Raw genomic sequence first — 26,935 nt, 5'->3', positions numbered from 1 at the left:
CGCGGAGGGTGGCGGAGAAGGTTGTTCCCGATACCGACGCAGGCGCGCAGGGGACCGCGGGGCGGGCGGTACGTGCGGCCCAACCGCCGTGTCTGTCGAGCCCGAGGCCTGCAGCTACTCTGCCCGAACGAATTCGACGGAGATTCTTCGCTAAACAGCCCGTTTGGGCTGAGGAACAGGTGTTGGACCCAGAATCTCCGTCGAATTGGTTCGACGCCGGGCACGGCGCTCCGCCGGGGATGAACGCGTGCCCGCAGTGCGGTCAGCCCGCGACCTTCCGGGAGCGACACAACCAAACGATGAGGACTCACTCCCCTAGGAAGTGGCTTCGGCCGCCTGATCACGCAGATAGCCGGCGAATCCTTCTGGAGTGCGCCCGGCGAGGCGACCGGAGGTAACAACGGGGATCAGTTCGGTGCGAATCTCGCTCACCCTGAGACCACGCAGGGCGGAGACCAGCCGCACGTCCTCATGCCCGTCGACGCGCGCGAATTCTCCGGCGTGGAAATACCGGTCGGCGCGCACTCCGAGGTTCGCACCGTGCACATAGGTGTGGCCCTCGACCAGGCGGTGCTGGGCGTCCCATCGTTCCCTGCCTCCGTCGGACAACCCCTCGTCGGGAACCACGGTTCCCAGGACGAGATCGATGGAGTTGCGGGCGAATGCGAGCTGAACGGTCAGCCAGTTCGGCGGCACAGCGGAGTCGGCATCCGTCGTCGCGATCCACGTCGTCGAGGTGAACCGATCAGAGGTCGGCACAAGGTGCCGCACCCCGGCGCGGCGGGCAACGCCGACGGCGCCACCGTTCGTCTGGATGCTCGCGAATATCGGCCACTCCGAGGCGACGTCGGCTGTACCATCGCTGCACCGGTCGAGCACGACCACGACGTCGATGACCGGCGGCGCCTGACCGGCCACCCCGCCGACCTCTCCGACGGCCACGGCCAATGCCGACAGGCATCTCGGCAGGAGCTCCTCCTCATTGCGGGCCGGTACCACGACGATGATTCTGTCGATCGCGCCGCGGCCGCTCACGGAACCAGGCCTTCATGTTGTGCGACCGAGCGAGCCGGCGCGGCTTCGAACACCTCGAGCAGGAAGTCGCGTTCCCGATGCTCAACCGTGCGCTCGAACCCAGCCAGCCTGCCGAGCTCTGCGTGCACCTGGTCGCCGGTCAGTGGATATTCCGGCACCGGATGCCGCCAGTGGCAGGCCACGAGCACACCACCGGCAGCAAGGCTATCGCGGCATCGCCCGAGAACCGCTCGCAATTCCTCCGCCGAGAAGTAGTACCCGACCTCGGAGAACACGATGAGATCGAAGGAGCCCTCCGGCCACTCGGTGGGCAGGGTGAGCCGTGCGAAAGTGACGCTGGGGCGTGATACCAGCCGGGCGCGGGCGACCTGGAGCGGCTGCTCGGCGATGTCGACCGCGGCGACAGTGTCGCACCGGTCGGCAAGACCAGCCGTCAGCATGCCGATCGAGCAGCCCAGTTCCAGCGCCGCTCGGTAGCGTTTCCGAGGCAGCGCCGACAGGGTCAGTGACCGCTTGCGCTCCTCGTACCAGCGAGTTTCGAAACTCCACGGGTCACGGTTCCCGGCGTAGAACTCCTCGAAGAAATCCCCGGCCAAACTCGCTCTATTCCCCGACTCTTTCTCAGTTTCGATCTCGATGAAAATCTCATACTCGCGTTCGAAGTGCGCACCGAAGGCCGCCTGGATGATCGCTTCGTCGCCGGGCAGCTCGGACAGCGGCTGCACCTGACTGATGTGCAGAGCCATTGCCCTAGATTTACGCCGACGGTCTTCGGGCGCCAGGTCAAGGGTTCGCAGCACGCCGTCCGACCAGATCGGGTCCCCCGGGGTGGACCAGTGCCAGGCCCAAATCGGGTATTCGAAGAGGCTGACACCTCGGCCGCGGGCCGCGTGGCGGGCGGCCTCGGCCGCCGCCGCATGGTCAGGATGGCCGTCCAGGCTCCAGGGGGCGACCAACCAGGTTCCCGGCCCGCCGGCCCCGAGTTCGACGGAAATCGCCCGGGACGCCTCCTCCGGGCGCTCGGCGAGGGATCCGTCGGGGAGCTCGACCAGGCGCACCAGGGCCGTGGGCGCCAGGGCGGTGACGGCAGCCGTCACCTCAATCCGGCGCAATTCCGCAAGCCGCCCGGGGTCGTGCGTACGGGACCGGGGATGGGAGGCCTCACCATTGGTGAGCACCACAACCGTCACCGGAACTCCGGCTCCCCCGGCCCGGGCGATCAGCCCGCCGGCACCGAGCGTTTCGTCGTCGGGATGCGACGCGACCACGACGAGTCGGCGCAATCCGTCGATGCGCAGTGCCTGCACGCCGGCCGCATCACCGTGCACCGCCGTCCACACGGTTTCGGCCGTGCCAGCATCCGTGTGACTGAAGCTCACCACGGGGATACCCCGGCGTCTCGTAGTCGGCGGCCGAGCGCCGCGTCGTCCCGTTCGGCGTGGTGCTGGCGAACGTAGAGCTGCAGATCGGCGATGCGCCCGGCGTGCCGAGCGTCGAAGGCGAGCGGCGCGGGGCCGAGCGCGTGGCCCGTGCGGGTGATCACCTCGTCGACCGTGCGCGCGACCTGGCCGCGCACCCGCGCTGCCAGGAGTGCGCCCTGGTCGCCGACGGCGTCCCCGGCGTCGATCGCCGCCGCGGCGGCAGCCAGGGAGGTCCCGGCGGCGGTCAGTGCGAGGTCGAGGGCGCCCAGGTGCGCGAGCGCGATCTGATCGGGCTCTCGCTCGAGTACGGACTCCCAGACCCGCCTGGCCAGACCCACGGCGCCACCCCACCAGCAGGCCGCGACGCCGATCCCGCCCCAGGCGAAGCCCGGTCTGCGGAGGTACCAGCCGTCGTCGCCGACCGGCCGGGCCGTAGTGCCTCGGAACTCGACCGGTCCGCTCGGCACGGCGGGGAGCCCTCGGCTCACCCAGGCGTCCGTGCGGACGGTGATGCCGGGGTCGGCCAGGTCGACCACGAACAGCCGCTGGGTGGTGGCCGCGGTGCTCGCCGTGACCAGGGCGTGGCTGAGCGAGCCGGCGAGCGAGCACCAGGGTTTCGTGCCGTCGAGACGCCACCGTGCGCCGCCGACCGGTCTCGCCTCGAGACGAGACCCCGCGGCCTCGGCGGCGAAGACGCCCCAGCTCGGTTCCGGGCTGCCCCCCGCGACGAGCCCGGCCGGATGCAGGGCGGCCTGGTCGAGGATGGCGAGGGCGTCCAGGTGCGCCTCGGCTACCCGCGCGGCCGTGAGGTCCGCGGCGGCCAGGGAAGCCAGGGTTTCAAGCAGGCGCAGCGTTCGCCCTGACCCTGGTCGGGGAACGGAGCCGCCGAGCGCGCGGGAGAGCTCCAGGGCCCGCCCCGCGTCTCCGTTCACTGCGAAGGCAGCCGTTGCGGCGTCGCGCAGGCTGGACTCCGCCGTGCGTTTCCCGGGCACGGTCAGCCAGGTCGGTCCCGGACTTTCTATCCTCGTCAAACCGACCTCCTGGTTTGGTACCGACCACACCAGGCTCCGTGTGCAGGTGCGTGAAACAGGAGGCGCAGCTTCCGACTCAGGCCCTGCCGGCTGGCCTGGTCGGGGCCTTGGCCGGCGCCTTGCGCGGGGTGCGGTTCTCGGCGCTGACCATCCAGGCGTACTGTTCCAGCTTCTCGATAAAGCCGTGCAGGATGTCGGCGCTCGTCGGGTCTTCCTCGTCGACCGCGTCGTGAACGGCACGGATGTTGTCGACCGCCGCGTCGAGGCGTTCGGTGACCAGGCCGACGGTCTCCGAGGTGTCCACCTCTCCGGCAGGGAACTTGGGCAGGTGGGTGGTCGCCGTGACCGTCTCGCTTCGGCCGTCCGGCAGGGCGTCGAGCGCGCGCATCCGCTCGGCCAGCTGGTCGGTGAATAGTCGGGCATCGTCGATGATCTCGTCGAGCTGGAGGTGCAGGTCCCGGAAGTTCTTGCCCACGACGCTCCAGTGCGCCTGCTTGCCTTGCACGTGCAGCTCGATCAGGTCGACGAGAACGGACTGAAGGTTGGAGCCGAGTTCTGCTGATGCTTTCATGAGTTACGCCTCTTCTCACACAGCGGAAACACGTCTCGACCGCGTCTCGGCCGGTGCCCCCGCTTGGTTTCACACAGCACCTTAGCAGGTGCACAATGTGAGACACAGTGCCGGGGTTCAGCGAGCGGTTCGGCCGCGGTCGCCTCCCGGAAAAGTTATCCACAGGTTTGTCCACATGGGGATAATTACACCGTTGTCATTATCCCGTCGCGGGGGTGCGGGACGGGGTCTCGACAGGTGTGACAACCGGGCCGGATAAGGGCGGGATCAGCGCCAGCGGGTGGTCATCAGGAAGCCGACGAAGGCGATCCCGAAACCGACCAGAATGTTCCACGACCCGAAACCAGCGACGGGCAGCGTTCCCTGGCTCACGTAGAAGACGATGATCCAGGCCAGCCCGATGAGCATGAAACCGAACATCACCGGCTTGAACCACACGGCGTTCGGACCGGCCTCGCCGGAGCGGGCGACCTCGGTGCGGGCGGGCTTGCTGCGGGGATTCGAGCGTGACATGCCTGCGATTCTAGCGTCTTTGGCTGGATCGACCGGCAGGCGCCCGGCAGAGAGGACCCACCTCCCCGATTAGAATTGAGACCATGTCCGAGCGAGCAGATCAGCCTCCCGCAGAGGCGACCCGCCACGCCCCCCGCCACAAGAGTCGCCCGCGACTCAGTGCCGTGGGGATCATCGGCGAGGTGCTCATCACGGCCGGCGTTCTCGTGCTCGCATTCCTGGGCTGGCAACTCTGGTGGAATGACATGATTATGGCCGGTCAGCAGTCGAAGGCGGCGGCCGAGATCAGCCAGACCTGGATTGACGACGAGCGGTCCAGTCGCGATCAGGCCGCGGATACCCCGCAGACAACCGACCCGGGGGAGTCGGCCCCGGCCGACTTCGGTGACCCGGTCGTCCGTGAGGCTCCCCCCAGCGCCCAATCCTTCGCCGTGCTCTACGTGCCGCGATTCGGGGCGGACTATCACCGGTCCATCGCCGAGGGGATTGGTAACAATGTGCTCAACAGCTCCCGGTCGGGGATCGGCCACTACCCCGACACCCAGATGCCCGGTGAGGTCGGCAACTTCGCCCTGGCGGCGCACCGCAGCGCTAACGGCGGTGGCATGCACCTGATCAACGAACTCCAGCTGGGCGACGCGATCTACGTTCAGACCGCCGATGGCTATTACACCTACCGGTTCCGCGACCTCGAGTACGTCGCCCCGACCGCGGTCGATGTGATCGCGCCGGTGCCGCACAATCCGGATGTGGCGCCCGTCGACCGGTTCATCACGCTCACGAGCTGCAATCCCCTGCTCTCCACGGACGAGCGCATCATCGCGTACGGTGTTCTCGAGGCGTGGCAACCGACATCTGCCGGCCCGCCGGCCGAAGTCGCGACCGTTATCAATGCCCAGGCCCAGGCCCAGGGCTAGGAGGCTCGGATGTACGCTGCTCTCTGGCGGGTTCTACCCGGACCGGTCTGGCTCCGGATCGTGCTGGTGTTCGTGTTGCTCACAGCCATGTTGTTCGTGCTTGCCACCTGGGCGTTCCCATGGGTGGATTCCATTGTCAACAATCAGGAAGTCACGGTAGGAAGCCCATGACCCGCATCCTCGTCATCGATAACTACGACAGTTTCGTCTACACGCTCAACGGCTACCTGATGGAGCTCGGAGCCGAAACGGTCGTGCTGCGCAACGATGCCTTCGAGCCGGAGGAGGCCGCGGCCCGCATCGCGGAATTTGACGGCGTGCTCATCTCACCCGGTCCCGGCAAGCCGTCCGACGCTGGCGTCTCCGTACCGATCGTGCGCGCCGCCCTCGGTTCCGGTCAGCCCCTGTTCGGCGTCTGCCTGGGGCACCAGGCGATTGCCGAGGCCTTCGGGGCCACGGTCACCAACGCCGAAGAACTCATGCACGGCAAGACCAGCCTGATCACGCACGACGGCAGCGACTTCTACGCCGGCGTGCCGCAGCCGTTCTCGGCGACGCGGTATCACTCGCTCGCCGTCGTCGACGGCACCGTGCCGAGCGACCTGATCGTCACCTCACGCACGCAGGGCGGCGTGATCATGGGGCTCCGGCACGTGAGCGCCCCCATTTTGGGTGTGCAGTTCCACCCCGAGTCGGTGCTAACCGAGGGCGGCTACCTGATGGTGGCCAACTGGCTGGTTCTGGCCGGACTGCCCGGCGCCCGGAAGACGGCCCAGGGGCTCACTCCCCTGCTGAAGCTCAGCTGAGGCAGTCAGCCGCCGGGCCGGGACTCAGTCGGCAGCCGGGCCGGTGCAGTAGACCAGCGTAACCTCGGACTTCTGGGGCACGTCGCCCGGAGCCAGGGACTGCTGGGTCACCGGCGAGCCATCCTGCTGGGGACATGTCTCATCGGGTGTGGGGATGGGGAACAACTGCACGTCGGCTGCGGCGAGCATATCGATCGCCGCGCTCAGGAGCTGACCCTCGAGGTCGGGGAGGGCTACGAGGCCGCTGGAGACGATGAAATCGACCGTGACACCGGTTTTTTCCGTCGTCGCGGCGACTGGGTCGGTTCGGAGCACCAGACCGGCGGCGATGGTCGGAGAGTTCTCCCGAGTGACCGACCCCGCGGTGAGGCCGAGGTCCGTCACCGCGGTCTGGGCGTCGGCGAGGGGCAGGTTGGTGACATCCGGGACGTCGACCGGCTGGGCGCCGGTGGAGACATAAACCTCGATCAGGTCGGTCGGCTGGGCGATCGTGCCTGCCGGAGGGTCTGTGCGGATCACCTGGTCCTTGGGCACCGTGGCGCTGGCCTCCTCGGCCCGGATCGCGGCCAGGTCACGGTCCAGAAGTGAATTCTGGGCGTTCTCATAGCTGAATCCGGTGAGCGACGGCACCCGGCGCGAGTTGTCGGGCAGATCAACGCTTGGCGTGAGGCTGAAGGCCCAGATCATGACGGAGAGCACGATGACGATGACGCTGAGGATACCGGCCCAGATCCAGATCACGGGTGGGCGGCGCTGCGTGCGCACCATGGTTTCGTCTTCGGTGAGCTGCTTGAGCGCGAGCTCGGAGCCGGAAGCCGCCAGCGGGGCAGCAGCGAACAGCCCGCCGCTGGAGTCATCGGACGTGTGGTACTCCGGAATCTGCCCTGACCCGGCCAGCTCGACGTCGGTGCGGAACTCCACGGCACTCTGGTAGCGCGTGAAACGGTCCTTCGCCAGGGAATGCAGCACGACGGCGTCGAGTGCGGGGGACACCCGGGAGTTGATCGAGCTCGGTTCGACCGGGGCTTCGCTGACGTGCTGGTAGGCGACGGCCACGGCGGAGTCACCGCGGAATGGAGGGCGACCGGCGAGCATCTCGAACAGGACCACGCCCGTGGAGTAGAGGTCGGTGCGGGCATCCACCGATTCACCCTTGGCCTGCTCGGGGGAGAAATAGGAGGCGGTGCCCAGGATCGCCGTGGTCTGCGCCACGGTCGTCGAGGAGTCGGAGATGGCCCGGGCAATGCCGAAGTCCATCACCTTGACCTGACCTGTCTTGGTGATCATGATGTTGCCGGGCTTTATATCGCGGTGCACGACGCCCGCGCGATGAGAGTATTCGAGGGCTGTCAGAACGCCGACGATGATGCGAACGGCCTCGTCGGGCTGAACCGCGCCCTCGCGGATGATGTCCTTGAGCAGTCGACCGTCGACGTATTCCATCACGATGAACGGGATCTGCGATTCGTGGCCGCCGATCTCGGAGACAGACTCCTCGCCCGCGTCGAAGACGCGCACGATGGTGGGGTGAGCCATACGGGCGGCCGCCTGCGCCTCCTGGCGGAAGCGGGTGCGGAATGCCGGGTCGGCGGCAAGCGATGACTTGAGCAGCTTGATCGCGACCGTGCGGCCGAGCCGGGAATCGGTGCCGATGTGCACATCGGACATTCCACCTCGCCCGAGGAGCGCACCCACCCGGTAACGACCGGCGAGCAGACGGCCTTCATCAGTCAAAGCATTACTCCCAGCTCGCGCACACAGTTCACCGTATTTTAGCCGTACCTTCCTGAGCCTCCGCTACGCCGCCGGGGTGACGGTGACAGGTGTGCTGGACTTCGAGTAGGCCGATGCGACCTGGCCACAGATGTAGCGGAACTTGACCGTGAAGGTGCCGGCGTCGGGACCCGCGGTGATCTTCGTAGAGGTGGCGTCCGGGCTGATCGGGCCGGGGGAGACGGCGTCGCCGTCGGCCACGACCTCATAGCCGGAGAGGGTCTGGCCGCTTGGGCAGGACTGTGCAGCCCAGGTGACCGTGGCCTCTGCTCCGGCGGCGACCGAGGCGGGGGCGACGGTGGGCGCCGCGGTCGGGTCGTCGGGGGTGACGGCGGGGGCGTAGACCGTGACCGTGATCGTGGAACCCTTCGTCACCGGGCCGGTGGGGTTCACGTCGTAGACGGTGTCGGCGATCTGCTCCGGGGTGGTGGCCGCGTTGCCGGCTTGGACATCCGCTACGAATCCCAGCCCGGACAGCTTGTCGCGCGCCTCCGTGCTGGTCAGTCCCTGGTAGTCGGCCAGACTGACTTCGACGGTGTTGCTCGTTGGGGTCGGCGATGGCGCGGGGGTCGCCGAGGGGGTGGGCGTTTTGCTCGGGGACGGAGTCACCGATGCCGGTGCCGACGTGGTCGGCGTCTCCACCGGCGTCGTGTTGTCCTGTGTGAACAGGGCGATCAGGGTGCCGGTGAGTACGAGCGCGAGCAGGCCGATCAGGCCGATCAGCGGCCAGGTCCACGGGCTGCGCTTCTTTTCCTCGGGTTCCGCCGTCGCGGAGGCACGCGTCGCGGGCGCTCCGGTGGGCAGCACGGTCGTGGCCTGCATTCCGCCGGCGCCGGGCATCAACATGGTCGCGGAGGTGGGCGTGACGCCGTTCATGATGGCAGGCACGGATGCCGCAGCGGCCGCGATGTCGCCGCGGCGGAGGGCTGCGGCGGCACGGGACAGGTGCGCGGCCGAGGCCGGACGGTCCGCGGGGTTCTTGGCCAGGCAGGAGATCACCAAGTTGCGCACCGGCTCCGACACCGTGTCGGGCAGGTCGGGGGCGGTCTCATTGATCTGCGCCATGGCGATCGCGACCTGGGACTCGCCCGTGAACGGCCTGCGGCCGGCGAGGCTTTCGTAAGCGACGATGCCGAGCGAGTAGATGTCGGTGGTCGGCGAGGCGGAGCGGCCGCTGGCCTGCTCGGGTGAGAGGTACTGCACGGTGCCCATGACCTGGCCAGTCGCGGTAAGCGGCACCTGGTCGGCGATGCGGGCAATGCCGAAGTCGGTGATCTTGACGCGGCCTTCGGGCGTGATCAACAGGTTGCCCGGCTTGATGTCGCGGTGCACGAGTCCGGCGGCGTGCGCGGCGTGAAGTGCGGCGGCCGTCTGGGAGACGATGTCCAGCACCTTGTCCGCGGGGAGGACATGCTCGCGCTCGAGGATGGTGGACAGTGCTTCACCGGGTACGAGTTCCATCACGAGGAAGGCGCTGCCGTCTTCTTCGCCGTAGTCGAACACGTTGGCGATGCCTTCGTGGTTGACGAGCGCGGCGTGACGGGCCTCGGCGCGGAACCGCTCGAGGAACCCAGGGTCACCGAGGTACTCGTCCTTGAGAATCTTGATGGCGACCGTGCGACCGATTACGAGGTCGATCGACTTCCAAACCTCGCCCATCCCGCCAATGGCGATCCGGGACTGCAGCTCGTATCGTCCCCCGAAGGTGAGCCCTGATGTGGGTCTCATTTGTTCAGCACCGCCTCTAGTACTTCCTTTGCAATAGGTGCGGCAAGCAGATTGCCGTACCCTGTCTGGCCAAGTCCCCCGCCATTTTCAACGAGAACGGTGATCGCATATTTCGGATCCTCCGCAGGAGCGAATCCGGTGAACCACAGGGTGTAAGGCTCGTCCTCGGCGTTCTCCGCCGTGCCCGTTTTACCTGCCACCTTGACCCCGTCTATTCTTGCATTGCTGGCGGCGCCATCCTGGACTCCGTTGACCATCATTTGGTTCAGTGTTGCCGCCGTTTCGGCGCTCATCACCCGTTTCATTGCTTCCGGCTCGAAGACCTGAATCGGACTCAGGTCCGGTGCGGTCACCTTGTCGACGAGGTTGGGCGTCATCAGCTGGCCGCCGTTGGCGATCGCGGCTGAAACCATCGCCATCTGCAGGGCCGTCGCACGGACATCCGTCTGGCCGAAGGCCGAGAGTGCGGTCTGGGCGTCGTCGAGAACCGTGGGGTACACGCTTTGAGACACGTCGAGGGGGATCGAATAGTCGCTGTTGAAGCCGAACTTCTCGGCCGTGTCGCGAATGGCCTTGTTGCCCAGCTGCAGACCTAGTTCGGCCAGTGGAATGTTGCAGGAGAGACGCAGGGCGGTGGCGAGAGTGACGGTGTCCCCTCCGCCGCAGGTGCCGCCGCCGGAGTTGATGACGACCGCCGACGAGCCGGGCAGCTGGTACGTGGGCGGGTTCGGGAAGGTGCTCTCCGGGGTGAACTTGCCCGATTCCAAGGCGGCCGTCATCACGACCAGCTTGAACACCGAGCCGGGTGGGTTGAGGGTTTTGGTGGCGCGGCTGAGCAGCGGGTTACCGTCGTCGTTCAGCAGCGACTGATAGTTGTCGGTGACCTGCTGGTTGTCGTGCACGGTGAGCAGGTTCGGGTCGTAGCTGGGCTTGGAGACCAGGGCGAGGATGCGACCGGTCGCCGGCTCGGAGACGACGACGGAGCCGGTGAGGTCGCCGAGGGCATCCCAGGCGGCCTGCTGCGCAACCGGGTCGATCGTGACCTCCACAGAAGCCCCCTTGGGGTTCTGGCCGGTGATCAGGGCGTTCATCTTGTCGAAGAACTGGGCGTCGGACGTTCCGCTGAGTTCGCCGTTAAGGGAATGCTCCAGCCCGGTGGGCGCACCGTTGAGCGGAATGAACCCGGTGATCGGGGCGTAGAGCGGCCCGTTGCTGTAGGTGCGCTGAAACTTGTATTCATCGTCGGCGGGCATCGACTGGGCGATCGGCTCGCCCGCGACGAGGATCGGACCGCGTTCGACGGAGTAGCTGTCGTAGAGCGTGCGGGTGTTGCGGGCATCCGCGGACAGGCTGTCTGCCTGGAAGACCTGCACGATTGTCGTGGAGACGAGCAGGGCCACGAACATGAGCATGACCACGATGCTCACTCGTTTGAGTTCACGATTCATCAGACCACCAGCCTGGGTTGGTTGCGCACCGTGTCGGACAGGCGCAGGAGCAGGGCCACGATGATCCAGTTCGCGACGAGGGAGGACCCGCCGGCGGCGAGGAAGGGTGTGGTCAGACCGGTGAGGGGAATCACACGGGTGACGCCGCCGATCACGATGAAGCACTGCAGGGCGATGACGAAGGAGAGACCCACGCCGAGCAGCTTGCCGAAGTCGTCATTGCCGGCGAAGCCGATGCGGAAGCCGCGCGCGACGAGGAGCAGGTAGAGCGCGAGGATCGCAAAGATGCCGGCCAGGCCGAGTTCCTCGCCGAGGCTGGCGATGATGTAGTCGCTTTGGGGGACGGGGGTGATCTCTGGACGGCCCTGGCCCAGGCCCGTGCCGATGAGCCCGCCTTTGGCGAGACCGAAGAGCCCCTGCACCAGCTGGTAGCTGCCGCCGTCGGCCCCGTAGACATCCGGGTTGAGGGCGTCGAGCCAGTTCTGGAACCGGCCGTTGACGTAGTCCAGGGTCTGGCTGGCGATGAGGGCACCGCCGAGGAAGAGAGACATGCCCAGCAGCACCCAGCTGAGGCGGCCGGTGGCCAGGTAGAGCATGACCAGGAATAGACCGAAGTAGAGCAGGGCGGTTCCGAGGTCGCGCTGGAAGATGATCACGGACATGGACAGCGCCCAGACGACAAGGATCGGGCCGAGGTCGCGCAGGCGCGGGAAACGCATGCCAAGAAATTTCTTGCCCACCATGGAGAGGCTGTCGCGGTTGCGCACGAGGTAGCCGGCGAAGAAGACGGCCAGGGCGATCTTCGCGATCTCGCCCGGCTGGAAGGTGGCGAAGGATCCGACGCCGATCCAGACGCGCGCCCCGCTGACCTCGCGGCCGAGGCCGGGAACGAGCGGGAGCAGCAACAGTGCCACACCGACGAACCCGGCGATGTAGGTGTAGCGGAACAGCACCCGGTGGTTGCGGATGATCAGGATGACCGCGATCGCGCAGCCGATGGCCAGGGCGCTCCACACGGTCTGGCGTACGGAGGCGCTGGCCCAGCCGGACTCTTCGTTGGCCAGGTCGATGCGGTAGATCATGGCGATGCCGAGGCCGTTGAGCAGGGTGGCGATGGGCAGGATAAACGGGTCGGCCTCGCGGGCCACGACGCGCAGCACCACGTGCATGGCCAGAACCAGCACCGACAGGCCGGCGCCGAGCAGCACCAGTGTCGTGTCGATTCGGCCAAGCGCGCCGAGCTGCACGAGCACAACGGTGGCCGCGTTGATGCCGCAGGCGATGAGCAGCAGGACCAACTCGAGGTTGCGCAGCTTCTGGGGCAGGTGCAGTCGGCGCACGCGACCTGTTCGGGGCGGGCGCGCGGGCGCATCCGTCGTCGTGGACCGGTTACTGGACGCTGGCATCTTGGAGCCGTTCGACGATGAGCAACGCATCCGCGAGGGAGGTTGCGCTGATGGTTTTTTCGACCTGCTGCCGGTCGTAGACCCGCAGTTCGGACAGCTCCAGGTCGGTGTCCTCGAAGACGGAGGATAGGGAGAGGGGGCCGAGGTCCTGCTGCACGCCCTGGAAGATGGCGACCGTGCTGCCTTCCACCCCCACGAAGTAACGGGACTGGGTCCACCGGTAGCCGAGGAAGCCGGCGCCGACGATGGCCAGGGTCAGCAGGATGATGCCGACCAGCCAGGTGATCTTGCGGCGGCGGGCCCGGCGATTGTCTTCCTCGATCAGCTCCGAGAGATAGTCCTGGGAGTCAGGCTCGAAGTGCGTCTCACGCACGGGGTGCAGGCGCAAGCTCGACATGCGCAGCGCCCGGCCGCGGGTGGGCTCCTCGCCGAAGGCGAGGGGAGCGGATGCCGACCCGACCACGGTGGGCATGTCGATGCGTTCGGCGGGTGAGCCGATGTCGACGACGACGATGGTGACGTTGTCAGGGGCTCCGCCGTCGAGGCTTTCCTTGACCAGGCGATCGGCCACGCCTTGGGCGTCAAGTGGGCTGAGCAGGGCCGCGGCGATGCCCGAATTAGAGACCACGCCGCTGAGCCCGTCGGAGCAGATCAGCCAGCGGTCACCGGGGAAGGTCGCAAGGATGGAGGTGTCGATCTCCGGCGCCGATTCGACGTCGCCCAGCACGCGCATGAGCACCGAGCGGCGCGGATGCACCATGGCTTCCGCCTCGGTGATGCGGCCGCTGTCGACGAGTCGCTGCACGAAGGTGTGGTCGATGGTGATCTGGGAGAGTTCGCCCTCGCGGAGCAGGTAGATGCGCGAGTCACCGATGTGCGCGATCGCCACCTCGTCTTCCAGCACGATCAGCGCGCTGACGGTGGTGCCCATGCCGGTGAGTTCGGCGTGCTCGAACACAGTCTCGGCGAGCAGCGAATTCGCGGCGATCAGCGCCGCCTGCAGGGCGAACTCGGCGTCTTGCGGAGACTGGAAGTCCCGGTCAGCATCCATGATGCGTTTGGTGGCGATCGCCGAAGCGACGTCGCCGCCGGCGTGCCCGCCCATGCCGTCGGCAACCAGGAAGAGATGGCGCCCGGAATAGCCGGAGTCCTGGTTGTTGGACCGAATCTTTCCAACGTGGGACGTGGCCGCGCTGTGACTGACTGTCGCCATGCAGCTACCGCCGAAGCTCGAAGCTGGTTGCGCCGATCTTGACGGTGGTGTTCAGGGGGACCGGGGTCGGCACGGCCAAACGGTTGCCGTCCAGGAAGGTGCCGTTGGTCGAATCGAGATCCTGGATCATCCACTTGTCATGCCAGAGCATCAGACGCGCGTGGTGGGTGGACGTGTAGTCGTCACGGATGACGAGGCTCGAGTCGCCCGACCGCCCGATCGTGATCGAGTCGCCGGTGAGCGGGAACTCAGTGCCGGACTTCGGGCCGGAGGTGATCACGAGGCGGGTCGCGTTCTGGCTGGTGGCCTTGTCGTCCACGGCGGTGAACGCCGGGCCAGGCCGAGCCGTGAACTGCTCCGTCGGCGCGGAGGCCGCAGCGGCGGGAGGCTGGGTGGCGCTCGGCACGGGCGTGGCGCTCGGGAACGCGGCGGGCGCGCCGGCCGAGCCAGCGACATCCGCCTGCATCTTGCGGGCGCGCTGGCCGAACAGGTCGCTGCGCAGGGCATAGACGATGCCGAAGATGAAGAGCCAGAGCACCAGCAGGAAGCCGAGGCGCAGCACCAGCAGGGTGAGCTCACTGACGCTCATGCGGTGGGTCCCCAGAATCCGTCCATGTCGTGACGTTCGCGGCCGCCGTCGCGGTGACGCTCGGTCACCGGCTCGGAAGAGGATGCCTGCGCGATGACCCGGAAGACGATGCGGGTGCGGCCGATGGTGACGACTGAATCGGGCTCGAGGATGGCCTGCGTGACCGGTGAACCGTTGAGCTGGGAGCCGTTTGTCGAGCCGAGGTCGCGCACCTGGGCACGGGAGCCGTCCCAGAGGATCTCGACATGCCGGCGAGAGGTGCCGGAGTCGTCGATGGTGATGTCGGCGTCGCTCCCGCGGCCGATGACGGTGTGCGACTGCGTCAGGGGATAGCGCTTGCCGTTGACCTCGACCACGGGGATCCAGGCGACGCTGCCCTTGATCGTGCTGGAGTCGATCTGGACCATGCCCTCACTGAGGCCGCGATCCGCGGACAGGGTGATCGAGACGCCGCCGGCGAACTGGTAACGCTGCTCGCGGCCGTGCAGCTGCACGAGTTCGGTGAGTTCGTCGAGGAGGGTCTGGCCAAGGGCGGACATGCGCTGGAAGTCGGCATGGCTCATTCGCACCGTGAAGCGATTGGGCGCGAGAATGCGATCGCGGGACACGACCGCTGCTTTTGTGTCGAGTTCGCGTCGCAGTGCTGAGGTGATTTCAACCGGTTGCAGCCCCGACCTGAAGGTCTTGGCGAACGCACCGTTGACGGCGCGTTCGAGACCCTTTTCAAAACTATCCAGAATGCCCACAGGTCTCCCGATCCGATCCTTTCGGCTATGAGCATGTTACTTGTCTCAAGTGTTAACTCACCCGCCGGGCAATACCCGGTGAGGGTTGTCATCCTACGGGAGCCAGTCCGGGTCACCATGTCGGGCGCATATCGGGCGCGTGTTCAGGATGTTCGGCACGCCGCGCAGACCTGTGTTCGCGCGGCCTGCCTGTCTCGAATGGCGTTGTGCCCTCGGAAAGTGCTAATCTGCCTAAGTTCGCGCGAGTGGCGGAATTGGCAGACGCGCTGGCTTCAGGTGCCAGTGTTCGAAAGGACGTGGGGGTTCAAGTCCCCCCTCGCGCACAGTGGGTGTTTCAGGAAATCCAGGAATGGATTTCATGAAATCCAAGCGAACAGGCCGGTTGAGCAGAAATGCTCAGCCGGCCTTCTTCTTTTAATGACTCAGTGCGCGTTCGGTGGCCGTTTTAACGCTCGCCGCTCGGGGGTTTGCGCTTTAAACGCCAATCAGCCTGCTGGTGGGCAAGCTGAAGCGTTCGGTGCGCGGGGTGACGTTCGGAATTGGCGTTGGTTTCTGCTACTGCGGCGGTGCCAGGGCGGGAAGTGCGCTGTGTTTATTCAACGGTGTTCCGGTGGCTTCTTTGCGTCGGTGTTCTCGGGAGAGACTTTCGCCGCTGTCACGTTCGGCGGTCTTCACGAAGAAGTCGAATATCTTCCGCAGGTTCGATGACACGGCGGCGATGGTCGCCGCGAGGTAATTGAAGGCGAACTTCTGGAGGTGCTTCACGGCCAACCGGGGGTCCTGATTCCGTTCGGCTGGGGCTCCGGCATCCATCGGGATGGTGACGGTCACTGGTGTGACGGGTCTGGTGACGCGCTTGCCACTGGCACGGTCGATTGCCATGTAGGTGCCGGGAGCAGGAGTGAACACTCATCGCCGGGCCGGAGGCATGGGTTCGATATCCTAGGAACATTGAGATGTCTTAAGAAAAGACGAATAGCCCCTATCTGCGAAATGGGGTTGCCTATGGCCAGCATCAAGGAATCGAAGGTGGCGGCACTGAGAGAACTAACGAAGACCAATCTGGATAAGCAGGGATTCGGAGGCCTCGATGATGAAGCCAAGTCTTGTTACGCATGGCCCCTACGATTCACACCGGCAGTGGGCACTGTCTTGATCGTTCTCGGATTGATTTTGCAGTCGCCTATCATTCTTGGATTGGGTGCAATCGTTCCTCTCACAGGGGCACTATTTCCCCGTGGCATGATTCTCGATCTGGTCTATAACTTGGTCGTTCGCCATATGTTTCGCGCTCCGGCGCTTCCCCCCACGCCGAGTCCACGACGGTTTTCCTACCTGCTGTCCACCGTGCTACTTGCAGGTGCGGCCTTGTCCTTCTATTTCGGATTATCAGCGCTGGGAATCGTGCTGGGAGGAATGGTAGCTCTCGGCGGCACAATTCTCACCACGACCCATTGGTGTCTCGGATCGTGGTTGTACAGACTAATTCTTCCTCACGCAGCAGCAAGGTGAAAAGGTCGGGTCCACGCCGCAGAACCACAGCTCGGTCGGGTTGCCTCATCAGGAACTGTCAACGGCGTTATGGGAAGCTATCCGTTCGTGAGGCACCCGGCCGTCCCGTGACAACTCATGGTCGAACTAGCCAGCAACCGAGCTCGCCGCATCAGCGGTCGCTTTCTCTTCGGCAAGAACTTGGCGATCGCGGCCGCACGGGATGTTCACGCCACGCCGACTGTCGCCGTTAGCTCGCGCGCTCCGGAGGTTCGTGCTGATCCCAACGCGACGAGCTCAGCGCAGGGGCCACCCGTGAAATGATAAACGTTGACGCCGACGTGGATATGTCCCGTGGCATCACAAACGGCAGCCCCGACTGTGTGTACCCCGCGTTCAACGTCCGTGTTGGCGCCAATTGCCTCTTCCGCTTTCGCTTTCGCTTTCGCAATGAGTTCCAGGTCGTCACCGGTGAGTTGGCGCACATCCATTCCAGCATTCGCTGTTGGGATGCCCGTCGCCGACGTATGTGCTGGATCTATATCTACCTGGTGCCCGATAGCCGGACGTTCACCGATCAAGGGTCACCGGCACGAACCGGGCGCGGCCAGGACTACGGGAAGCGCTGGCTGCATGCCGGGCCGGGGACACGCTTGTGGCCACCAAGCTCGACCGCCTCGCCCGGTCACTGCGCGACGCGAAAGACATCGTCGATGACCAGAAACTGCACCACACCACACACGGGTGTAGGCGGTTCAGGAAGGCGTTCCAGCTTTCGTGGCGCTCGCGGGCGCTACAGCGCGGTGGAGCCAGCGGAGGTCTGTCCCTCGATTCCATGAATTTTCAGAAGATTTTCGTCGAACGCCAGAGCATCGGCAAGATCATTCAGAAGAATCGCGGGGAACTACGCAACCAGCACACGGGGTCAGGCCGAAGTTTTGAGTTTTGCAATCAACCCACAGCGAACACGATGGGTTGATTGCCGTCCACCCAGTCGGACAGAAAGGCCCCCGAGAGATTGGGGGCCTTGTGTCGTTCCGGTAGTTTCAGCCCCGGTGGTCGAGCCCGTCGAGACCCGGCGACCCGTCCCGCCCTACAGGTTCGCCCGCTTGCTCGGCAGAGCGATCAGTGTCCGCTTCGGGTCAACCTCCACCGGTGGCCGCAACCATTGCTGAGTTCCGGTGCGGCTGATCGTCCAATGCTGGTTGTGCAGCAGCAGATGGTGGGGATGACAGAGGAGTACCCCGTCGGCGAGGTCGGTGTAGCCGTTGCCTTTCAACCACTCGTTGATGTGGTGGGCTTTGCTCCAGGCCGGTGATCTGTCGCAGTCGATCCAGAGGCATCCGCCGTCACGCACGGCCATCGCGGCGCGCTGTTTCTCGGTGAAGAGCCGTTCGTCGCGGCCGACGTTGATGATCTGGCCGTTGTCGTCGAATTTGATGCCGCGGGTGCCGGCGTCGCAGAGCAGCCGGTCGATGGTTTCCTGGGAGATGGGGAAAGGGTTGCCCTCGATCTGCCCGTGAGCGGCCGGTTCGGCCGGCCCGTGTTCGTTGACCTGCTCAGTCGAAGGTGGAGAGCACGAACTCGCCGTCTTGGGGCGCGAACAGCCCGCTGAGTCGTACGTTGCCGTTGCCCAGCCGGTAGACCCGCAGGTAGCGGTCGTCGTCGGCCTGCTTCTCGCGGGCGGCGATGCCGGCCTCATCGAGCCGGTCGCGCATCCGTCTCGCCCGTTTGAACACCTGATCGGCATTCAGTGACGACGCCTCGGTGAGTAGCGCTTCGAGTGCCGCACCGAGCTTCTCGGCGGTGACCGCGGCGTCGATCTGGCCGAGCCCTGAGCGGATCGACTCGGCCGCGTCGACGGAGAGGGTTCCGGCGGTGACGGCCCGGGCGATCGGAGCCTGCCACGGCACCTTCGCCTCGAACTCGGCGACCTCGGCGGCATCCGCGTCGGGCGAGGAGAGCGCCGCCTCGACCTGCTTCTCGGCTGCTTCGGCATCAGCCATCATGGTGCCGACGGCGACCATTTTGTAGGCGTCGCCCTTCGAGGAGCCGGTCCACTTCTGGATGAGGGCCTCCGGCGAGAGAAACCCCTGCTGCGCCGCCAACCCGGAGTGGCCCAACTCCGGCCGGGACCGCCGGGCGATGGTGCCGGCCATCCACGCGGCGCGGGTGTCGAGCAGGCGGCGAGCCGCCGCGATCTGCTTCTGACCGGACAATACTGCGGCATCAGCCAGCGCCTCATAATCGGCACTCGAGGAACCCAGCAGGGCGACGGCCTCGGCCGCTTGCCTGAGGTCATCCGCGAGATTGATCATGATACGAGGATACCTCAAAGCGAACACAGAGTCGAGAGTCTGTCAGTATTTCGAGACTCGATTCAGAGTTTATCTCGAAGGTTTGTTCACAAGTTCAGAGAGCGGCTCACCGGGTCTCGACCAGCCCGACCACCGTGGATTCGACTGACGGGTTGGGGTGGGCGATCCGAGGGGGACATCCGTCGTCTACGCTCGGGCTATGTCCAGACCGGCGCGACCTGCTCCCCGTGACCTCGTGGTGGGGTGGCCCGACGTGCCGTCGGCGGGCGCCGTCGGCGAGGTGGCCCGTCAGTTCGCGGTGAACGTGCAGGCCGCAATCGGCGAGCGGAGCGTGCGCGCCGTGGCGCGCGATGCCGGGCTCGACCACACGACACTGCTCTCGGTGCTGCACGGGCGGTCCTGGCCGGACCTGGCGACCGTGGCCCGTCTGGAGAACGGTTTGGGTGTCGACCTGTGGCCGGGGCGCGTGGGCCCGCCGTAGGGCCGCCGATTGAGACCTGCGCCGCGAGGCGGGCAGGCAGGCCTGGCAGACGTCGAAGATACGTCTATCCACAGCCTTGTGGATAACCCTGTGGACAGCAGAGTGAAATGTGGCTTTTGCCCGCATAATTACTGGAACGCCCGGTGTGGATAACTACGCGTGAAACCTGTGGACGACTGCCATAATCGCCTTTTATCGCTGTCGGGAATGGCAAGATGCCCAGCTCCGAATACCTCAAATACAGGTTCGAATTTCGGGTGCTCAGCGAATCTCGGTGAGGTAAGTCGTGTAGCCGGCGCTGCGCATCGCGGTGATGATCGGTTCGGTGCCGCCAGGTTCGGCGATAGCGATCATGGCGCCGCCGCCCCCGCCACCGGTCAGCTTCGCTCCGAGGGCGCCGGCGCGGCGGGCGATTGCCACGAGTGACTCGATCTCCGGGCTCGACACCTGTAGCGCGTTGAGCAGTCCCTGATTGATGTTCATCAGTTCGCCGAGCTCGGCGATGTCGCCGCGGCGGAGCGCGTCTACCCCGGCCAACACCAGCCCGTCGATCTGGCTGAAGATCGCGTCGTAGCGCGCGGGGTTGCGCTGCCAGGCGCTGCGCACGAGGCCCACGGTCTGCTTCGTCAGCGACTCCACCCCGGACAGCCCGATGACGATGGGGATCGGGTGGGGAGTGAAGATGTCGCGGATCGTGTGGCCGCCCGGGGCATCCGATCTCTGGAAAAGAACCGACCGGCCGAAGGTGGCGACGGTGTTGTCGATGCCCGACGGGGTGCCATGCACGATCTGTTCGCACTCGAAGGCGAGGCTCGAGACCTCGGCGTCGCTGATCGTGAGCTGGAAGCTGTCGGCGACGGCGCGGATCAATGCCACCGCGAACGCGGCGGAGGCACCCAGGCCGCTGGCGCGCGGCAGGTGAGAGAACACGTCGACCCGAAGGCCGGCGTCGGGCACGCCGAGCCGGGTGACGATCAGCGCCGCCACCCGGTGCGAGAGGTCTGCTCGGATCGGTTCGCGCACCGAGCCGTCGACGTCCCGGTCGGCGATGACCGGTTCGCGGAGCGACGCCTGGCGGGTGACCTGCGCGCGCACCGACAGACCGATCGGCGCGGCGATCGCGTGGTAGCCGTAGACGACGGAATGCTCGCCCATCAGGATGATTTTACCGTAGCCGAGGTGGGCATCCGAGCCGGGGGCGCCGGGGGTGAGGGCAGCAGCGCACGTGGCGGAAGCGCTGGGCGTAAGGGTGGCAGTGGGTGCGGGGTGAGCCGCGGGCAAGGCGACGACGGCGGCGGTGCCGTACCCGGCATCCGGCGCGGCCGGCTCAATAACCCGGTCGCCGTCACTGCTCTCTTCGAGGGCCTGCATGATCTGGCGCGCCTTCCACACCTTGATCTCGCCGTCGGCAATGAGCCTCTCGACGACCTCCTCGAACCGGGCTCCACTGGCGTCGGCGGCAGCCGCCACGGCCCGCGCGTGCAGGCGCATGTGGCCGTGCTGGATGCCATTGGTCGACAGGGCCTTGAGGGCGGCCAGATTTTGGGCCAGCCCCACGGCGGCCATCACCTCGGCCAGCTCGGGCGCTGAAGACACCCCGAGGATCGTGTGGGCGAGCCGTACGGCCGGGTTCGACTCCACCTGGCCGCCGACCGTGCCGACCTTCAACGGGATGGTCAGTTCGCCGACGAGATCGCCGGCGTCGTTCACGCTCCAGGTGGTGAGCGGGCCGTAGCCGTCGCCGCGGCCGGCGTAGGCGTGGGCCGCCGCCTCGATCGCCCGCCAGTCGTTGCCGGTGGCGAGGGCGACGGCGTCGATGCCGTTCATGATGCCCTTGTTGTGCGTGGTGGCCCGGTAGGGATCCATGGCCGCGAACTCGTTTGCGAGCACGATACCGTCGCGCACGCGTTCGCCGGGGAAGTCGGCGGTCTCGAGCAGCGCGTGCGGGATCACAGCACGGGCGCGCACCAGGGCCCGGTCGGTGAGGTTGGAGAGGATGCGCAGGAACACGCGGCCGCCGCTGATCTCCTCGACCAGTGGGGCGAGCCGTTCGCACATCGAGTTGACGAGATTGGCGCCCATCGCATCGCGGGTGTCGACCAGCAGGTGCACTACGAGCAGTTCGCCGTTCTGCGCCGTCGCACCGCGCAGGAAGACCTCGATGCCGCGGGCGCCGCCGCCGCGCGCCACCATTTTCGGATGCCCGCTGTCGGCCAACGCCACGAGCTCGTCGCCGCGCGCGAGCAGGTCAGCCTGGGCGCGCTCGGGGTCGATAAGGTCGACGACCTGGATCTGGCCGATCAGCAGCGGCTCGTCGGCGACGCTCGTGAACCCGCCGGCCTGGCGCACCAGCCGGGCCGCGGAGCTGACCGCGGCGACGATCGAGGGCTCTTCGACCACCATCGGCACCAGGTGGTCCCGGCCGTTGATCTGAAAGTTCAGGCCGAGTCCCATCGGCATTGAGAAGACGCCGATCACGTTCTCGATCAACCGGTCGGCGGCCTCCACGTCGAGGGCGGACGTTCCGTCTGCGAGGTGCGCGGCGGCATCCGTCGACAGGACACCACGTTGCCGGAGGAGCGCGATGCGTTCACTGACCGACAACTGGTAGAAGCGGGGGATGCGGGACCGGCTCATGACGCGGTGCCTCCCTGTAGGCCGGCGGCGAAGAAGCCGAGCGGGACGATGGCGGCCCCGGCCCGGGCGAGTGCCCTGGCGAGTCGCTCGGTGGGTTCTCCAGCGTAGCTAAAGGCCAGACCGACGTCTCCGCCGCCGGCCCCGCTGGTCTTGAAGATGCCGCCCTTGCGCCGGGCGAGGGCGTGTAGTTCACGGTGTCGCTCGCTCACGATGCCGGCCTGGGCATGCGCGTCGAGTTGGGTGAGCGCCGCGAAGTAGTCGGAGGCGAGGCTCAGAAAATCGGCCGGGCTGGCCAGCGCCGCCTCGGCCTGTTCGGCGAGGTGTTTCAGCCGGTCGAGGTCGGCCCGGTGCCGGGCGGGGTTCTCGGCGGCGTAGTCGGCCACGCGGCCCACCAGACGGGTGGTCAGCGCACCTTCGCCGGTGACGACGGCCGAAATGCAGAGCTCCTCCGGCCAGCGCAGAGGCACCACTGCGGCACCCGGGGCATAGCGGATCAACCCGCCGTGCACGCTCGCGGCCACGTCTCCGCCGCTGCCGGCGCCGTTCTGCGCGCTGCGGTGGGCGGCGTGGGCCAGGCGGAACAGCTCGTCCCGGTCGAGCGTCAGGCCCAGGGCGCGGGCCAGGGCGTCGGTCAGGCCGGCGGCGGTGGCGGCGCTGGAACCGAGGCCGAGCTTGTGGCCGCCCCGGGACAGCGCGCTGCTGTCAATGGTGATGGCAAGCGGGGTCTGACTCTGCGGCAGCACCCGCGCCTGCAGCGCAGCGGCCTGCACGGCGACGCGCACCTGGTCGAAGACGCGGAGGTGGTCGCGCTGCTGGTCGGTGAGCCCGGCCGGGAGGGCGCCATCCGTGCCCAACACCAGGTTCCGGATGCCCAAATTGGACGCGCTGACCTGCCAGGAGCCCGTGGTTGACTCGTCGACCGTCACCTCTACGCGTCGGTCGACGGAGGTGAGCAGGGCCGGCGCGCCCTCGAGCACGGCGTACTCGCCCAGCAGGAAGAGCTTGCCGGGCGCGGACGCGCGGATCGTCGGCTTCGGCGGAGGCGTCGGCAGAGTCGTCGCCATGGTCATTCCAGCCGGCAGGCGGCCGGGCCGAGCGCGCTGATGCGCGCCTCGAGCACCCCGGGCACGAGCACCATCGCCCGCTGAACCGCGGCGGCGTCGCCGGGCAGGCAGAGCACCTTGACTTGCGGCCCTGCGTCGATGGTGAAATAGGCCGGCACGCCCTGGGCGCGAAGACCCGCCACGGCGTGCATCGCGGCGACGGTCGCGGCGTTCCAATAGATCAGTGCGGGTCGGGTCGTGAGCATCAGGGCGTGCAGTTTGAGGCAGTTGTACTCGGAGAGCTGCCCGAGCCGGGCGAAATCGCGGTCACGGATGGCGGAGCGCATCTCGTTGAGGTCGTCGTCGGCCGAGTCAAGCCAGGCCTGGTAGAACGGCGAGGAGGCCTTGCTCTCGTTCATGCCGATAGTGGAATTTATCGATTTCTCGCCGTGCTCGGTGATCGCCACGACGACCGCCAACGGCCAGCCCGCCCGGTCGAGCAGCTCTTCCGCGTAGGCGTCCGATCCGTCGGCGGCGGTGCCGGCGTGCATCTCGGCGAAGCCGCCGAAGATCGAGCGGGCGGCCGAGCCCGAGCCGTGCCGGGCCAGGATCGACAGTTCCCGGTCGGCCAGGGTGAGGCCGGCGGCGCCGGACGCGGCAACCGCGAGGGCGGCGAAGCCGGATGCCGACGAGGCGAGGCCGGCCCCGGTCGGAAAGTTGTTCGTCGACGTCACGATGGCGTTCAGTCGGGCGGCGGACAGGCCCATGCTGGCGGCATGCCCACGCACCAGGTCGAGAACGTGACTGATGCGCGTGGCCGGGACGCGGCATCCGGCCAGCCACAGTTCATCGGCGACCAGACCGGGCGTGAAGGTGACGCGGGTGTCGGTGTAGAGCGCGTCTAGCGTGACCGAGATGGAGCCGACCGCGGGCGTGTTCAGGGCGGCGTCGCGCTTGCCCCAGTATTTGACGAGGGCGATGTTGCTGTGCGCGCGGGCCACGGCGGTGGCGCCACCATCGATGGGTTGGTCCACAGTGGTGCTCCGATCGGGTTCACTCGATTTTAGTCGCTTCCCGGGGGGCCGCACCGCCGTGATCGGGTCGGTTCCGCCTGACGATCTGATCCTGGTCACCACTTTCACCAACCGATCCGTTGATAATGGAGTGGTGCGTTTGAGACCCGGTGTGGGTGAACAACCACGCCAAACCTGAAGAGGGAACTGTTGACGCCTGGAATTAGTGGATTCTCCCTGTTCGTGCCGCCCTACCGGGTGCAGCTCGAAGCCTGGTGCGACTGGAACGACCAGCCGTGGGGGAAGGTCCGGAACGTCGTTGGACGCAGCTTCCGCATGCGCGGCCCAGGCCAGAGTGTCTACACGCTCGCGGCGAACGCGGTGTGGCGTTTGATCCGCGACTACGACATCGACCCCGGTCAGGTCGGCCTCCTGGCCCTCGGCACCGAATCCAGCAGCGACAACTCGGCCGGTGCGGTCATCGTCAAGGGCATGGTCAACGATGCCCTCACCGCCCATGGCATGCCGCTGCTCGCGCGCGACTGCGAGGTGCCCGAGTTCAAGCAGGCCTGCCTCGCCGGCGTCTACGGCATCAAGGCCGCCCTGCGCTACCTGGCGACGGATGGCGTGGGCCGCCAGGCCATCGTCGTCTCCGCCGACATCGCCGAATACGCTCGCGGCGGCAGCGGCGAGCCCACCCAAGGTGCAGGCGCCGTCGCTGTGCTCCTGGAAAGCGAGGCCCGACTGCTGGAAGTAAATCTGGCCGGGTCCGGCAGCGACTCCGACTACCGGGTGGCCGACTTCCGCAAGCCGTTCGCGCGCTTCCGCGGGCAGCCGCCCCGCGACGACGGGCAGATGCAGGACCTGCCCGTGTTCAACGGCCGGTACTCGACCAGCTGCTACATCGACGCGACCCACCACGCGATGACGGCCATGCTGGGAAAGCGCCCCGGCAATTCCCTCGATTACTTCAACGAGGTCGACCGGGTGTTCATGCACCGCCCGTACCACCAGATGCCGGCGACCGGCTGGGTGATGGCCTACCTGTTCACGCTCGCGGCCGACGAGGAATCGGGCCGCGACCAGCTGCGCGCGCACTGCGCGGATGCCGGGATCGACGCCGACCTCCTGCTCGCCGAGATGTGCGCACCCTCGCCGTTCCACGGAAACGGGGCCGACATCGGCGAGATCATCGGTGACGTCTTCCCGCTGTCCCGCCGCCTGCGCCAGCACCTGCGCAGCACCGAAGTCTGGAACACCCTGGTCAGCGAGAAGCTCGGCCTCGGCTCGGACGCCATGCGCGACCTGGGCAACCTCTACACGGCCGCCCTGCCGGCGTGGCTCGCATCCGGTCTGCAGCACGCACTGACGGAGGGCCTCGAGCTCGCCGGCCAGGAGTGGCTGGCGCTCGGCTACGGCAGCGGCGACGCCGCCGAGGCTCTCCCGATGCGGGTCGCCGAGGGTTGGCAGGCCGCCGCCGCACGCATCAACTTCGAGACCGCCCTGCACGGCCCGGTCGACCTGACCGAGGCGCAGTACATCGCGCTGCACGAGGGGCGCCCCGGTGACCTCGTGCCGGCCCCGGCCGAGGACCAGTTCGTCGTCGACCACCTCGGCACCGCGAACGGCCCCGACTTCTACGACCAGGGCATCGAGTATTACCGCTACGTGCCCCTTACCGCCTGACGTTCTTGCCGCCTGACGCGCGATTCAATCCCCTGAGCGCGCGAACCAATTCGACGGAGATTTTGCTCCGTGACCCGGTTTTTCGCACCGATCGGGGTGATCCCGGCAAAATCTCCGTCGAATTGGTGAGGTCGGCACCGTGAGCACGGGCGGCCCAGAAAGCCGAGCTGGCTGAGCGCCAGGCCGCTTTGCGGGAGTCGCTGAGGTCGTGCCGAAATCAACCCTGCACCTAGAGCGCAGATCCGAGTAAAGTCGGGCCATGAAACCCCGAATCCGACTCCTGTCCAGCGTCCTCGCCGCCATCCTCGCCGCCTCGGGCGTGCTTGCCGCTGGTGCTCTACCGGCATCCGCCGCACCCACGGCCCCGGCCAACAAGTACGTCGCCTTGGGCGACTCCTACGCGGCCGGGCAAGGCGGCGGTGACTACGTGGACAGCTGCCTGCAGAGCCCGAATGGCTACCCCGCCCTTCTGGACGCGGTGAAGGGCACGAACCTGCTGCGCAACGTCAGTTGCAGCCTGGCCACCACCGGGACTGTGACCACCACGCAGCTGTCGTCCCTGAACCGGGGGACCACCCTGGTGACACTTACCGTGGGCGGCAACGATCTGAATGTGGCCGGCGTGGCGGCGGCGTGCGCGTCCGCGGATCCGGTCGCGTGCGGGAACGCCATCTCCACCGCCGGCGCCCTGATCTATTCCGGCGAGCTTACAGCCCGTCTGGCCGACACCTACGCGCGCGTCGCGGCGGCCGCCCCGAATGCCCACGTGGTCGTCACCGGCTACCCGCTGCTCTTTGCCCCCTCGGCTAACCCGCTGATCGCCCAGCTCAACGGGGCAACCATGCTGCTAAACCAGACCATCCAGGGCGTCGTAGCCCAGGCCCAGGCAATCCGACCGAACTCCAGCATCGAATACGTCGACGTGTCCGCGGCTTTCGCGGGCCACGGCATCGGAGACGTCGACTCGTGGGTCTACTTCGCCGGTCCGGATGCCTTCCACCCGACCCCCGCCGGCTACCAGGCCTACGCGGCGGCCATCCAGGCGGCGCTGTAACTCGGTAGCAGTCCC

At 66.9% G+C, this 26,935-nt stretch carries 26 protein-coding genes and 1 tRNA gene; 9 read left to right on the top strand and 18 right to left on the bottom strand.

The window, feature by feature from the left end; all coding sequences use genetic code 11:
- Positions 1-315 precede the first annotated feature (315 nt).
- The 5 genes from E3T25_RS15555 to E3T25_RS15535 form a co-directional block, all read right to left on the bottom strand.
- A complete protein-coding gene (locus E3T25_RS15555) occupies positions 316-1,035 on the bottom strand; it encodes a glycosyltransferase family 2 protein (protein WP_134375267.1) in 720 nt (239 codons plus the stop codon).
- Positions 1,032-2,417, bottom strand: coding sequence for a bifunctional PIG-L family deacetylase/class I SAM-dependent methyltransferase (locus E3T25_RS15550; RefSeq protein WP_134375265.1), 1,386 nt, complete (start codon positions 2,415-2,417; stop codon positions 1,032-1,034). The genes E3T25_RS15555 and E3T25_RS15550 overlap by 4 nt, the downstream gene beginning before the upstream one ends.
- Positions 2,411-3,487: an acyl-CoA dehydrogenase family protein gene (locus tag E3T25_RS15545; RefSeq protein WP_134375263.1), complete on the bottom strand. Its 1,077-nt coding sequence runs from the start codon at positions 3,485-3,487 to the stop codon at positions 2,411-2,413. The genes E3T25_RS15550 and E3T25_RS15545 overlap by 7 nt, the downstream gene beginning before the upstream one ends.
- 76 nt (positions 3,488-3,563) lie before the next feature.
- Complete coding sequence (locus E3T25_RS15540) at positions 3,564-4,058, bottom strand: Dps family protein (RefSeq protein ID WP_104100631.1); 495 nt, start codon at positions 4,056-4,058, stop codon at positions 3,564-3,566.
- A gap of 267 nt (positions 4,059-4,325) precedes the next feature.
- The gene (locus E3T25_RS15535) at positions 4,326-4,571 is read right to left on the bottom strand and encodes a cell division protein CrgA (RefSeq protein ID WP_104100630.1); all 246 of its coding nucleotides are present in this window, start codon (positions 4,569-4,571) and stop codon (positions 4,326-4,328) included.
- Between the two features lie 83 nt (positions 4,572-4,654).
- Between E3T25_RS15535 and E3T25_RS15530 the strand changes: the two genes are divergently transcribed.
- From E3T25_RS15530 to E3T25_RS15525, 3 genes are read left to right on the top strand one after another with little or no spacing between them, the layout of a single operon-like run.
- Positions 4,655-5,488 carry a class E sortase gene (locus tag E3T25_RS15530; protein ID WP_134375261.1) on the top strand — a complete coding sequence of 278 codons (834 nt, stop codon included), beginning with the start codon at positions 4,655-4,657 and terminating at the stop codon, positions 5,486-5,488.
- Positions 5,489-5,497: 9 nt separating this feature from the next.
- Complete coding sequence (locus E3T25_RS16945) at positions 5,498-5,659, top strand: DUF4175 domain-containing protein (RefSeq protein ID WP_146067669.1); 162 nt, start codon at positions 5,498-5,500, stop codon at positions 5,657-5,659.
- A complete protein-coding gene (locus E3T25_RS15525) occupies positions 5,656-6,294 on the top strand; it encodes an anthranilate synthase component II (protein ID WP_134342744.1) in 639 nt (212 codons plus the stop codon). The genes E3T25_RS16945 and E3T25_RS15525 overlap by 4 nt, the downstream gene beginning before the upstream one ends.
- Before the next feature lie 24 nt (positions 6,295-6,318).
- On the opposite strand, the gene pknB is transcribed toward E3T25_RS15525, so the two are convergent.
- The 7 genes from pknB to E3T25_RS15490 form a co-directional block, all read right to left on the bottom strand.
- Entirely contained in the window at positions 6,319-8,028 is a 1,710-nt protein-coding gene (pknB, locus tag E3T25_RS15520) for a Stk1 family PASTA domain-containing Ser/Thr kinase (protein WP_104100627.1), read from the bottom strand.
- A gap of 63 nt (positions 8,029-8,091) precedes the next feature.
- Positions 8,092-9,795 carry a protein kinase domain-containing protein gene (locus tag E3T25_RS15515; RefSeq protein ID WP_104100626.1) on the bottom strand — a complete coding sequence of 568 codons (1,704 nt, stop codon included), beginning with the start codon at positions 9,793-9,795 and terminating at the stop codon, positions 8,092-8,094.
- The gene (locus tag E3T25_RS15510) at positions 9,792-11,243 is read right to left on the bottom strand and encodes a peptidoglycan D,D-transpeptidase FtsI family protein (protein WP_104100625.1); all 1,452 of its coding nucleotides are present in this window, start codon (positions 11,241-11,243) and stop codon (positions 9,792-9,794) included. The genes E3T25_RS15515 and E3T25_RS15510 overlap by 4 nt, the downstream gene beginning before the upstream one ends.
- Positions 11,243-12,649: an FtsW/RodA/SpoVE family cell cycle protein gene (locus tag E3T25_RS15505; RefSeq protein ID WP_104100624.1), complete on the bottom strand. Its 1,407-nt coding sequence runs from the start codon at positions 12,647-12,649 to the stop codon at positions 11,243-11,245. Before E3T25_RS15505 ends, E3T25_RS15510 begins: the two co-directional genes overlap by 1 nt.
- Positions 12,633-13,862, bottom strand: a complete 1,230-nt coding sequence (locus tag E3T25_RS15500) for a PP2C family protein-serine/threonine phosphatase (protein WP_134375259.1) — start codon at positions 13,860-13,862, stop codon at positions 12,633-12,635. The genes E3T25_RS15505 and E3T25_RS15500 overlap by 17 nt, the downstream gene beginning before the upstream one ends.
- 4 nt (positions 13,863-13,866) lie before the next feature.
- Positions 13,867-14,451, bottom strand: a complete 585-nt coding sequence (locus E3T25_RS15495) for an FHA domain-containing protein FhaB/FipA (RefSeq protein ID WP_104100622.1) — start codon at positions 14,449-14,451, stop codon at positions 13,867-13,869.
- Positions 14,448-15,197, bottom strand: a complete 750-nt coding sequence (locus tag E3T25_RS15490) for an FhaA domain-containing protein (RefSeq protein ID WP_104100621.1) — start codon at positions 15,195-15,197, stop codon at positions 14,448-14,450. The genes E3T25_RS15495 and E3T25_RS15490 overlap by 4 nt, the downstream gene beginning before the upstream one ends.
- A 239-nt stretch (positions 15,198-15,436) precedes the next feature.
- On the opposite strand from E3T25_RS15490, the gene E3T25_RS15485 reads away from it, so the two are divergent.
- A tRNA-Leu gene (locus tag E3T25_RS15485) sits at positions 15,437-15,520 on the top strand.
- A 232-nt stretch (positions 15,521-15,752) separates the two neighbouring features.
- On the opposite strand, the gene E3T25_RS15480 is transcribed toward E3T25_RS15485, so the two are convergent.
- On the bottom strand, positions 15,753-16,079 hold the full coding sequence (locus E3T25_RS15480; protein WP_134375257.1) for a hypothetical protein: 327 nt from the start codon (positions 16,077-16,079) through the stop codon (positions 15,753-15,755).
- 123 nt (positions 16,080-16,202) lie between these two features.
- On the opposite strand from E3T25_RS15480, the gene E3T25_RS15475 reads away from it, so the two are divergent.
- Both E3T25_RS15475 and E3T25_RS18005 read left to right on the top strand, forming a co-directional pair.
- Positions 16,203-16,709 carry a DUF4395 domain-containing protein gene (locus E3T25_RS15475; protein WP_166784794.1) on the top strand — a complete coding sequence of 169 codons (507 nt, stop codon included), beginning with the start codon at positions 16,203-16,205 and terminating at the stop codon, positions 16,707-16,709.
- 604 nt (positions 16,710-17,313) lie between these two features.
- Entirely contained in the window at positions 17,314-17,667 is a 354-nt protein-coding gene (locus E3T25_RS18005) for a recombinase family protein (protein ID WP_420898250.1), read from the top strand.
- A 114-nt stretch (positions 17,668-17,781) separates the two neighbouring features.
- Here E3T25_RS18005 and E3T25_RS15460 read toward each other — a convergent pair whose 3' ends face one another.
- Both E3T25_RS15460 and E3T25_RS15455 read right to left on the bottom strand, forming a co-directional pair.
- Entirely contained in the window at positions 17,782-18,051 is a 270-nt protein-coding gene (locus tag E3T25_RS15460) for a hypothetical protein (RefSeq protein ID WP_134375253.1), read from the bottom strand.
- Between the two features lie 196 nt (positions 18,052-18,247).
- A complete protein-coding gene (locus tag E3T25_RS15455; protein ID WP_134375251.1) occupies positions 18,248-19,006 on the bottom strand; it encodes a DUF222 domain-containing protein in 759 nt (252 codons plus the stop codon).
- 199 nt (positions 19,007-19,205) lie between these two features.
- Here E3T25_RS15455 and E3T25_RS15450 point away from each other — a divergent pair, with 199 nt between their 5' ends.
- Positions 19,206-19,487: a helix-turn-helix domain-containing protein gene (locus E3T25_RS15450; RefSeq protein WP_134375249.1), complete on the top strand. Its 282-nt coding sequence runs from the start codon at positions 19,206-19,208 to the stop codon at positions 19,485-19,487.
- 261 nt (positions 19,488-19,748) lie between these two features.
- Here the strand turns inward: E3T25_RS15450 and E3T25_RS15445 are convergent, their stop codons facing one another.
- From E3T25_RS15445 to mvaD, 3 genes are read right to left on the bottom strand one after another with little or no spacing between them, the layout of a single operon-like run.
- Entirely contained in the window at positions 19,749-22,124 is a 2,376-nt protein-coding gene (locus E3T25_RS15445) for a hydroxymethylglutaryl-CoA reductase, degradative (protein ID WP_134375247.1), read from the bottom strand.
- Positions 22,121-23,188, bottom strand: coding sequence for a mevalonate kinase family protein (locus E3T25_RS15440; RefSeq protein WP_104100613.1), 1,068 nt, complete (start codon positions 23,186-23,188; stop codon positions 22,121-22,123). The genes E3T25_RS15445 and E3T25_RS15440 overlap by 4 nt, the downstream gene beginning before the upstream one ends.
- Before the next feature lie 2 nt (positions 23,189-23,190).
- The gene (gene mvaD / locus E3T25_RS15435; protein ID WP_241980917.1) at positions 23,191-24,201 is read right to left on the bottom strand and encodes a diphosphomevalonate decarboxylase; all 1,011 of its coding nucleotides are present in this window, start codon (positions 24,199-24,201) and stop codon (positions 23,191-23,193) included.
- A 189-nt stretch (positions 24,202-24,390) separates the two neighbouring features.
- On the opposite strand from mvaD, the gene E3T25_RS15430 reads away from it, so the two are divergent.
- On the top strand, positions 24,391-25,866 hold the full coding sequence (locus E3T25_RS15430; protein WP_104100612.1) for a hydroxymethylglutaryl-CoA synthase family protein: 1,476 nt from the start codon (positions 24,391-24,393) through the stop codon (positions 25,864-25,866).
- A 259-nt stretch (positions 25,867-26,125) separates the two neighbouring features.
- Complete coding sequence (locus tag E3T25_RS15425; protein WP_134375245.1) at positions 26,126-26,920, top strand: SGNH/GDSL hydrolase family protein; 795 nt, start codon at positions 26,126-26,128, stop codon at positions 26,918-26,920.
- Positions 26,921-26,935: the final 15 nt, after the last annotated feature.

Source organism: Cryobacterium sandaracinum (genome assembly GCF_004403415.1).
Taxonomy (GTDB): domain Bacteria; phylum Actinomycetota; class Actinomycetes; order Actinomycetales; family Microbacteriaceae; genus Cryobacterium; species Cryobacterium sandaracinum.
Note: the sequence above shows the minus strand (reverse complement) of the source record. Positions and strands in the feature narration are given on the sequence as shown.

What these genes read in the sequence shown, in the direction of transcription:
- E3T25_RS15540 (WP_104100631.1), bottom strand. Translation starts at nt 4,058, where the DNA reads ATGAAAGCATCAGCAGAACTCGGCTCCAACCTTCAGTCCGTTCTCGTC.
- E3T25_RS15535 (WP_104100630.1), bottom strand. Translation starts at nt 4,571, where the DNA reads ATGTCACGCTCGAATCCCCGCAGCAAGCCCGCCCGCACCGAGGTCGCC.
- E3T25_RS15530 (WP_134375261.1), top strand. Translation starts at nt 4,655, where the DNA reads ATGTCCGAGCGAGCAGATCAGCCTCCCGCAGAGGCGACCCGCCACGCC.
- E3T25_RS16945 (WP_146067669.1), top strand. Translation starts at nt 5,498, where the DNA reads ATGTACGCTGCTCTCTGGCGGGTTCTACCCGGACCGGTCTGGCTCCGG.
- E3T25_RS15525 (WP_134342744.1), top strand. Translation starts at nt 5,656, where the DNA reads ATGACCCGCATCCTCGTCATCGATAACTACGACAGTTTCGTCTACACG.
- E3T25_RS15515 (WP_104100626.1), bottom strand. Translation starts at nt 9,795, where the DNA reads ATGAGACCCACATCAGGGCTCACCTTCGGGGGACGATACGAGCTGCAG.
- E3T25_RS15510 (WP_104100625.1), bottom strand. Translation starts at nt 11,243, where the DNA reads ATGAATCGTGAACTCAAACGAGTGAGCATCGTGGTCATGCTCATGTTC.
- E3T25_RS15505 (WP_104100624.1), bottom strand. Translation starts at nt 12,649, where the DNA reads ATGCCAGCGTCCAGTAACCGGTCCACGACGACGGATGCGCCCGCGCGC.
- E3T25_RS15500 (WP_134375259.1), bottom strand. Translation starts at nt 13,862, where the DNA reads ATGGCGACAGTCAGTCACAGCGCGGCCACGTCCCACGTTGGAAAGATT.
- E3T25_RS15495 (WP_104100622.1), bottom strand. Translation starts at nt 14,451, where the DNA reads ATGAGCGTCAGTGAGCTCACCCTGCTGGTGCTGCGCCTCGGCTTCCTG.
- E3T25_RS15480 (WP_134375257.1), bottom strand. Translation starts at nt 16,079, where the DNA reads ATGGCAATCGACCGTGCCAGTGGCAAGCGCGTCACCAGACCCGTCACA.
- E3T25_RS15475 (WP_166784794.1), top strand. Translation starts at nt 16,203, where the DNA reads ATGGCCAGCATCAAGGAATCGAAGGTGGCGGCACTGAGAGAACTAACG.
- E3T25_RS15460 (WP_134375253.1), bottom strand. Translation starts at nt 18,051, where the DNA reads ATGGCCGTGCGTGACGGCGGATGCCTCTGGATCGACTGCGACAGATCA.
- E3T25_RS15455 (WP_134375251.1), bottom strand. Translation starts at nt 19,006, where the DNA reads ATGATCAATCTCGCGGATGACCTCAGGCAAGCGGCCGAGGCCGTCGCC.
- E3T25_RS15450 (WP_134375249.1), top strand. Translation starts at nt 19,206, where the DNA reads ATGTCCAGACCGGCGCGACCTGCTCCCCGTGACCTCGTGGTGGGGTGG.
- E3T25_RS15445 (WP_134375247.1), bottom strand. Translation starts at nt 22,124, where the DNA reads ATGAGCCGGTCCCGCATCCCCCGCTTCTACCAGTTGTCGGTCAGTGAA.
- E3T25_RS15440 (WP_104100613.1), bottom strand. Translation starts at nt 23,188, where the DNA reads ATGGCGACGACTCTGCCGACGCCTCCGCCGAAGCCGACGATCCGCGCG.
- E3T25_RS15425 (WP_134375245.1), top strand. Translation starts at nt 26,126, where the DNA reads ATGAAACCCCGAATCCGACTCCTGTCCAGCGTCCTCGCCGCCATCCTC.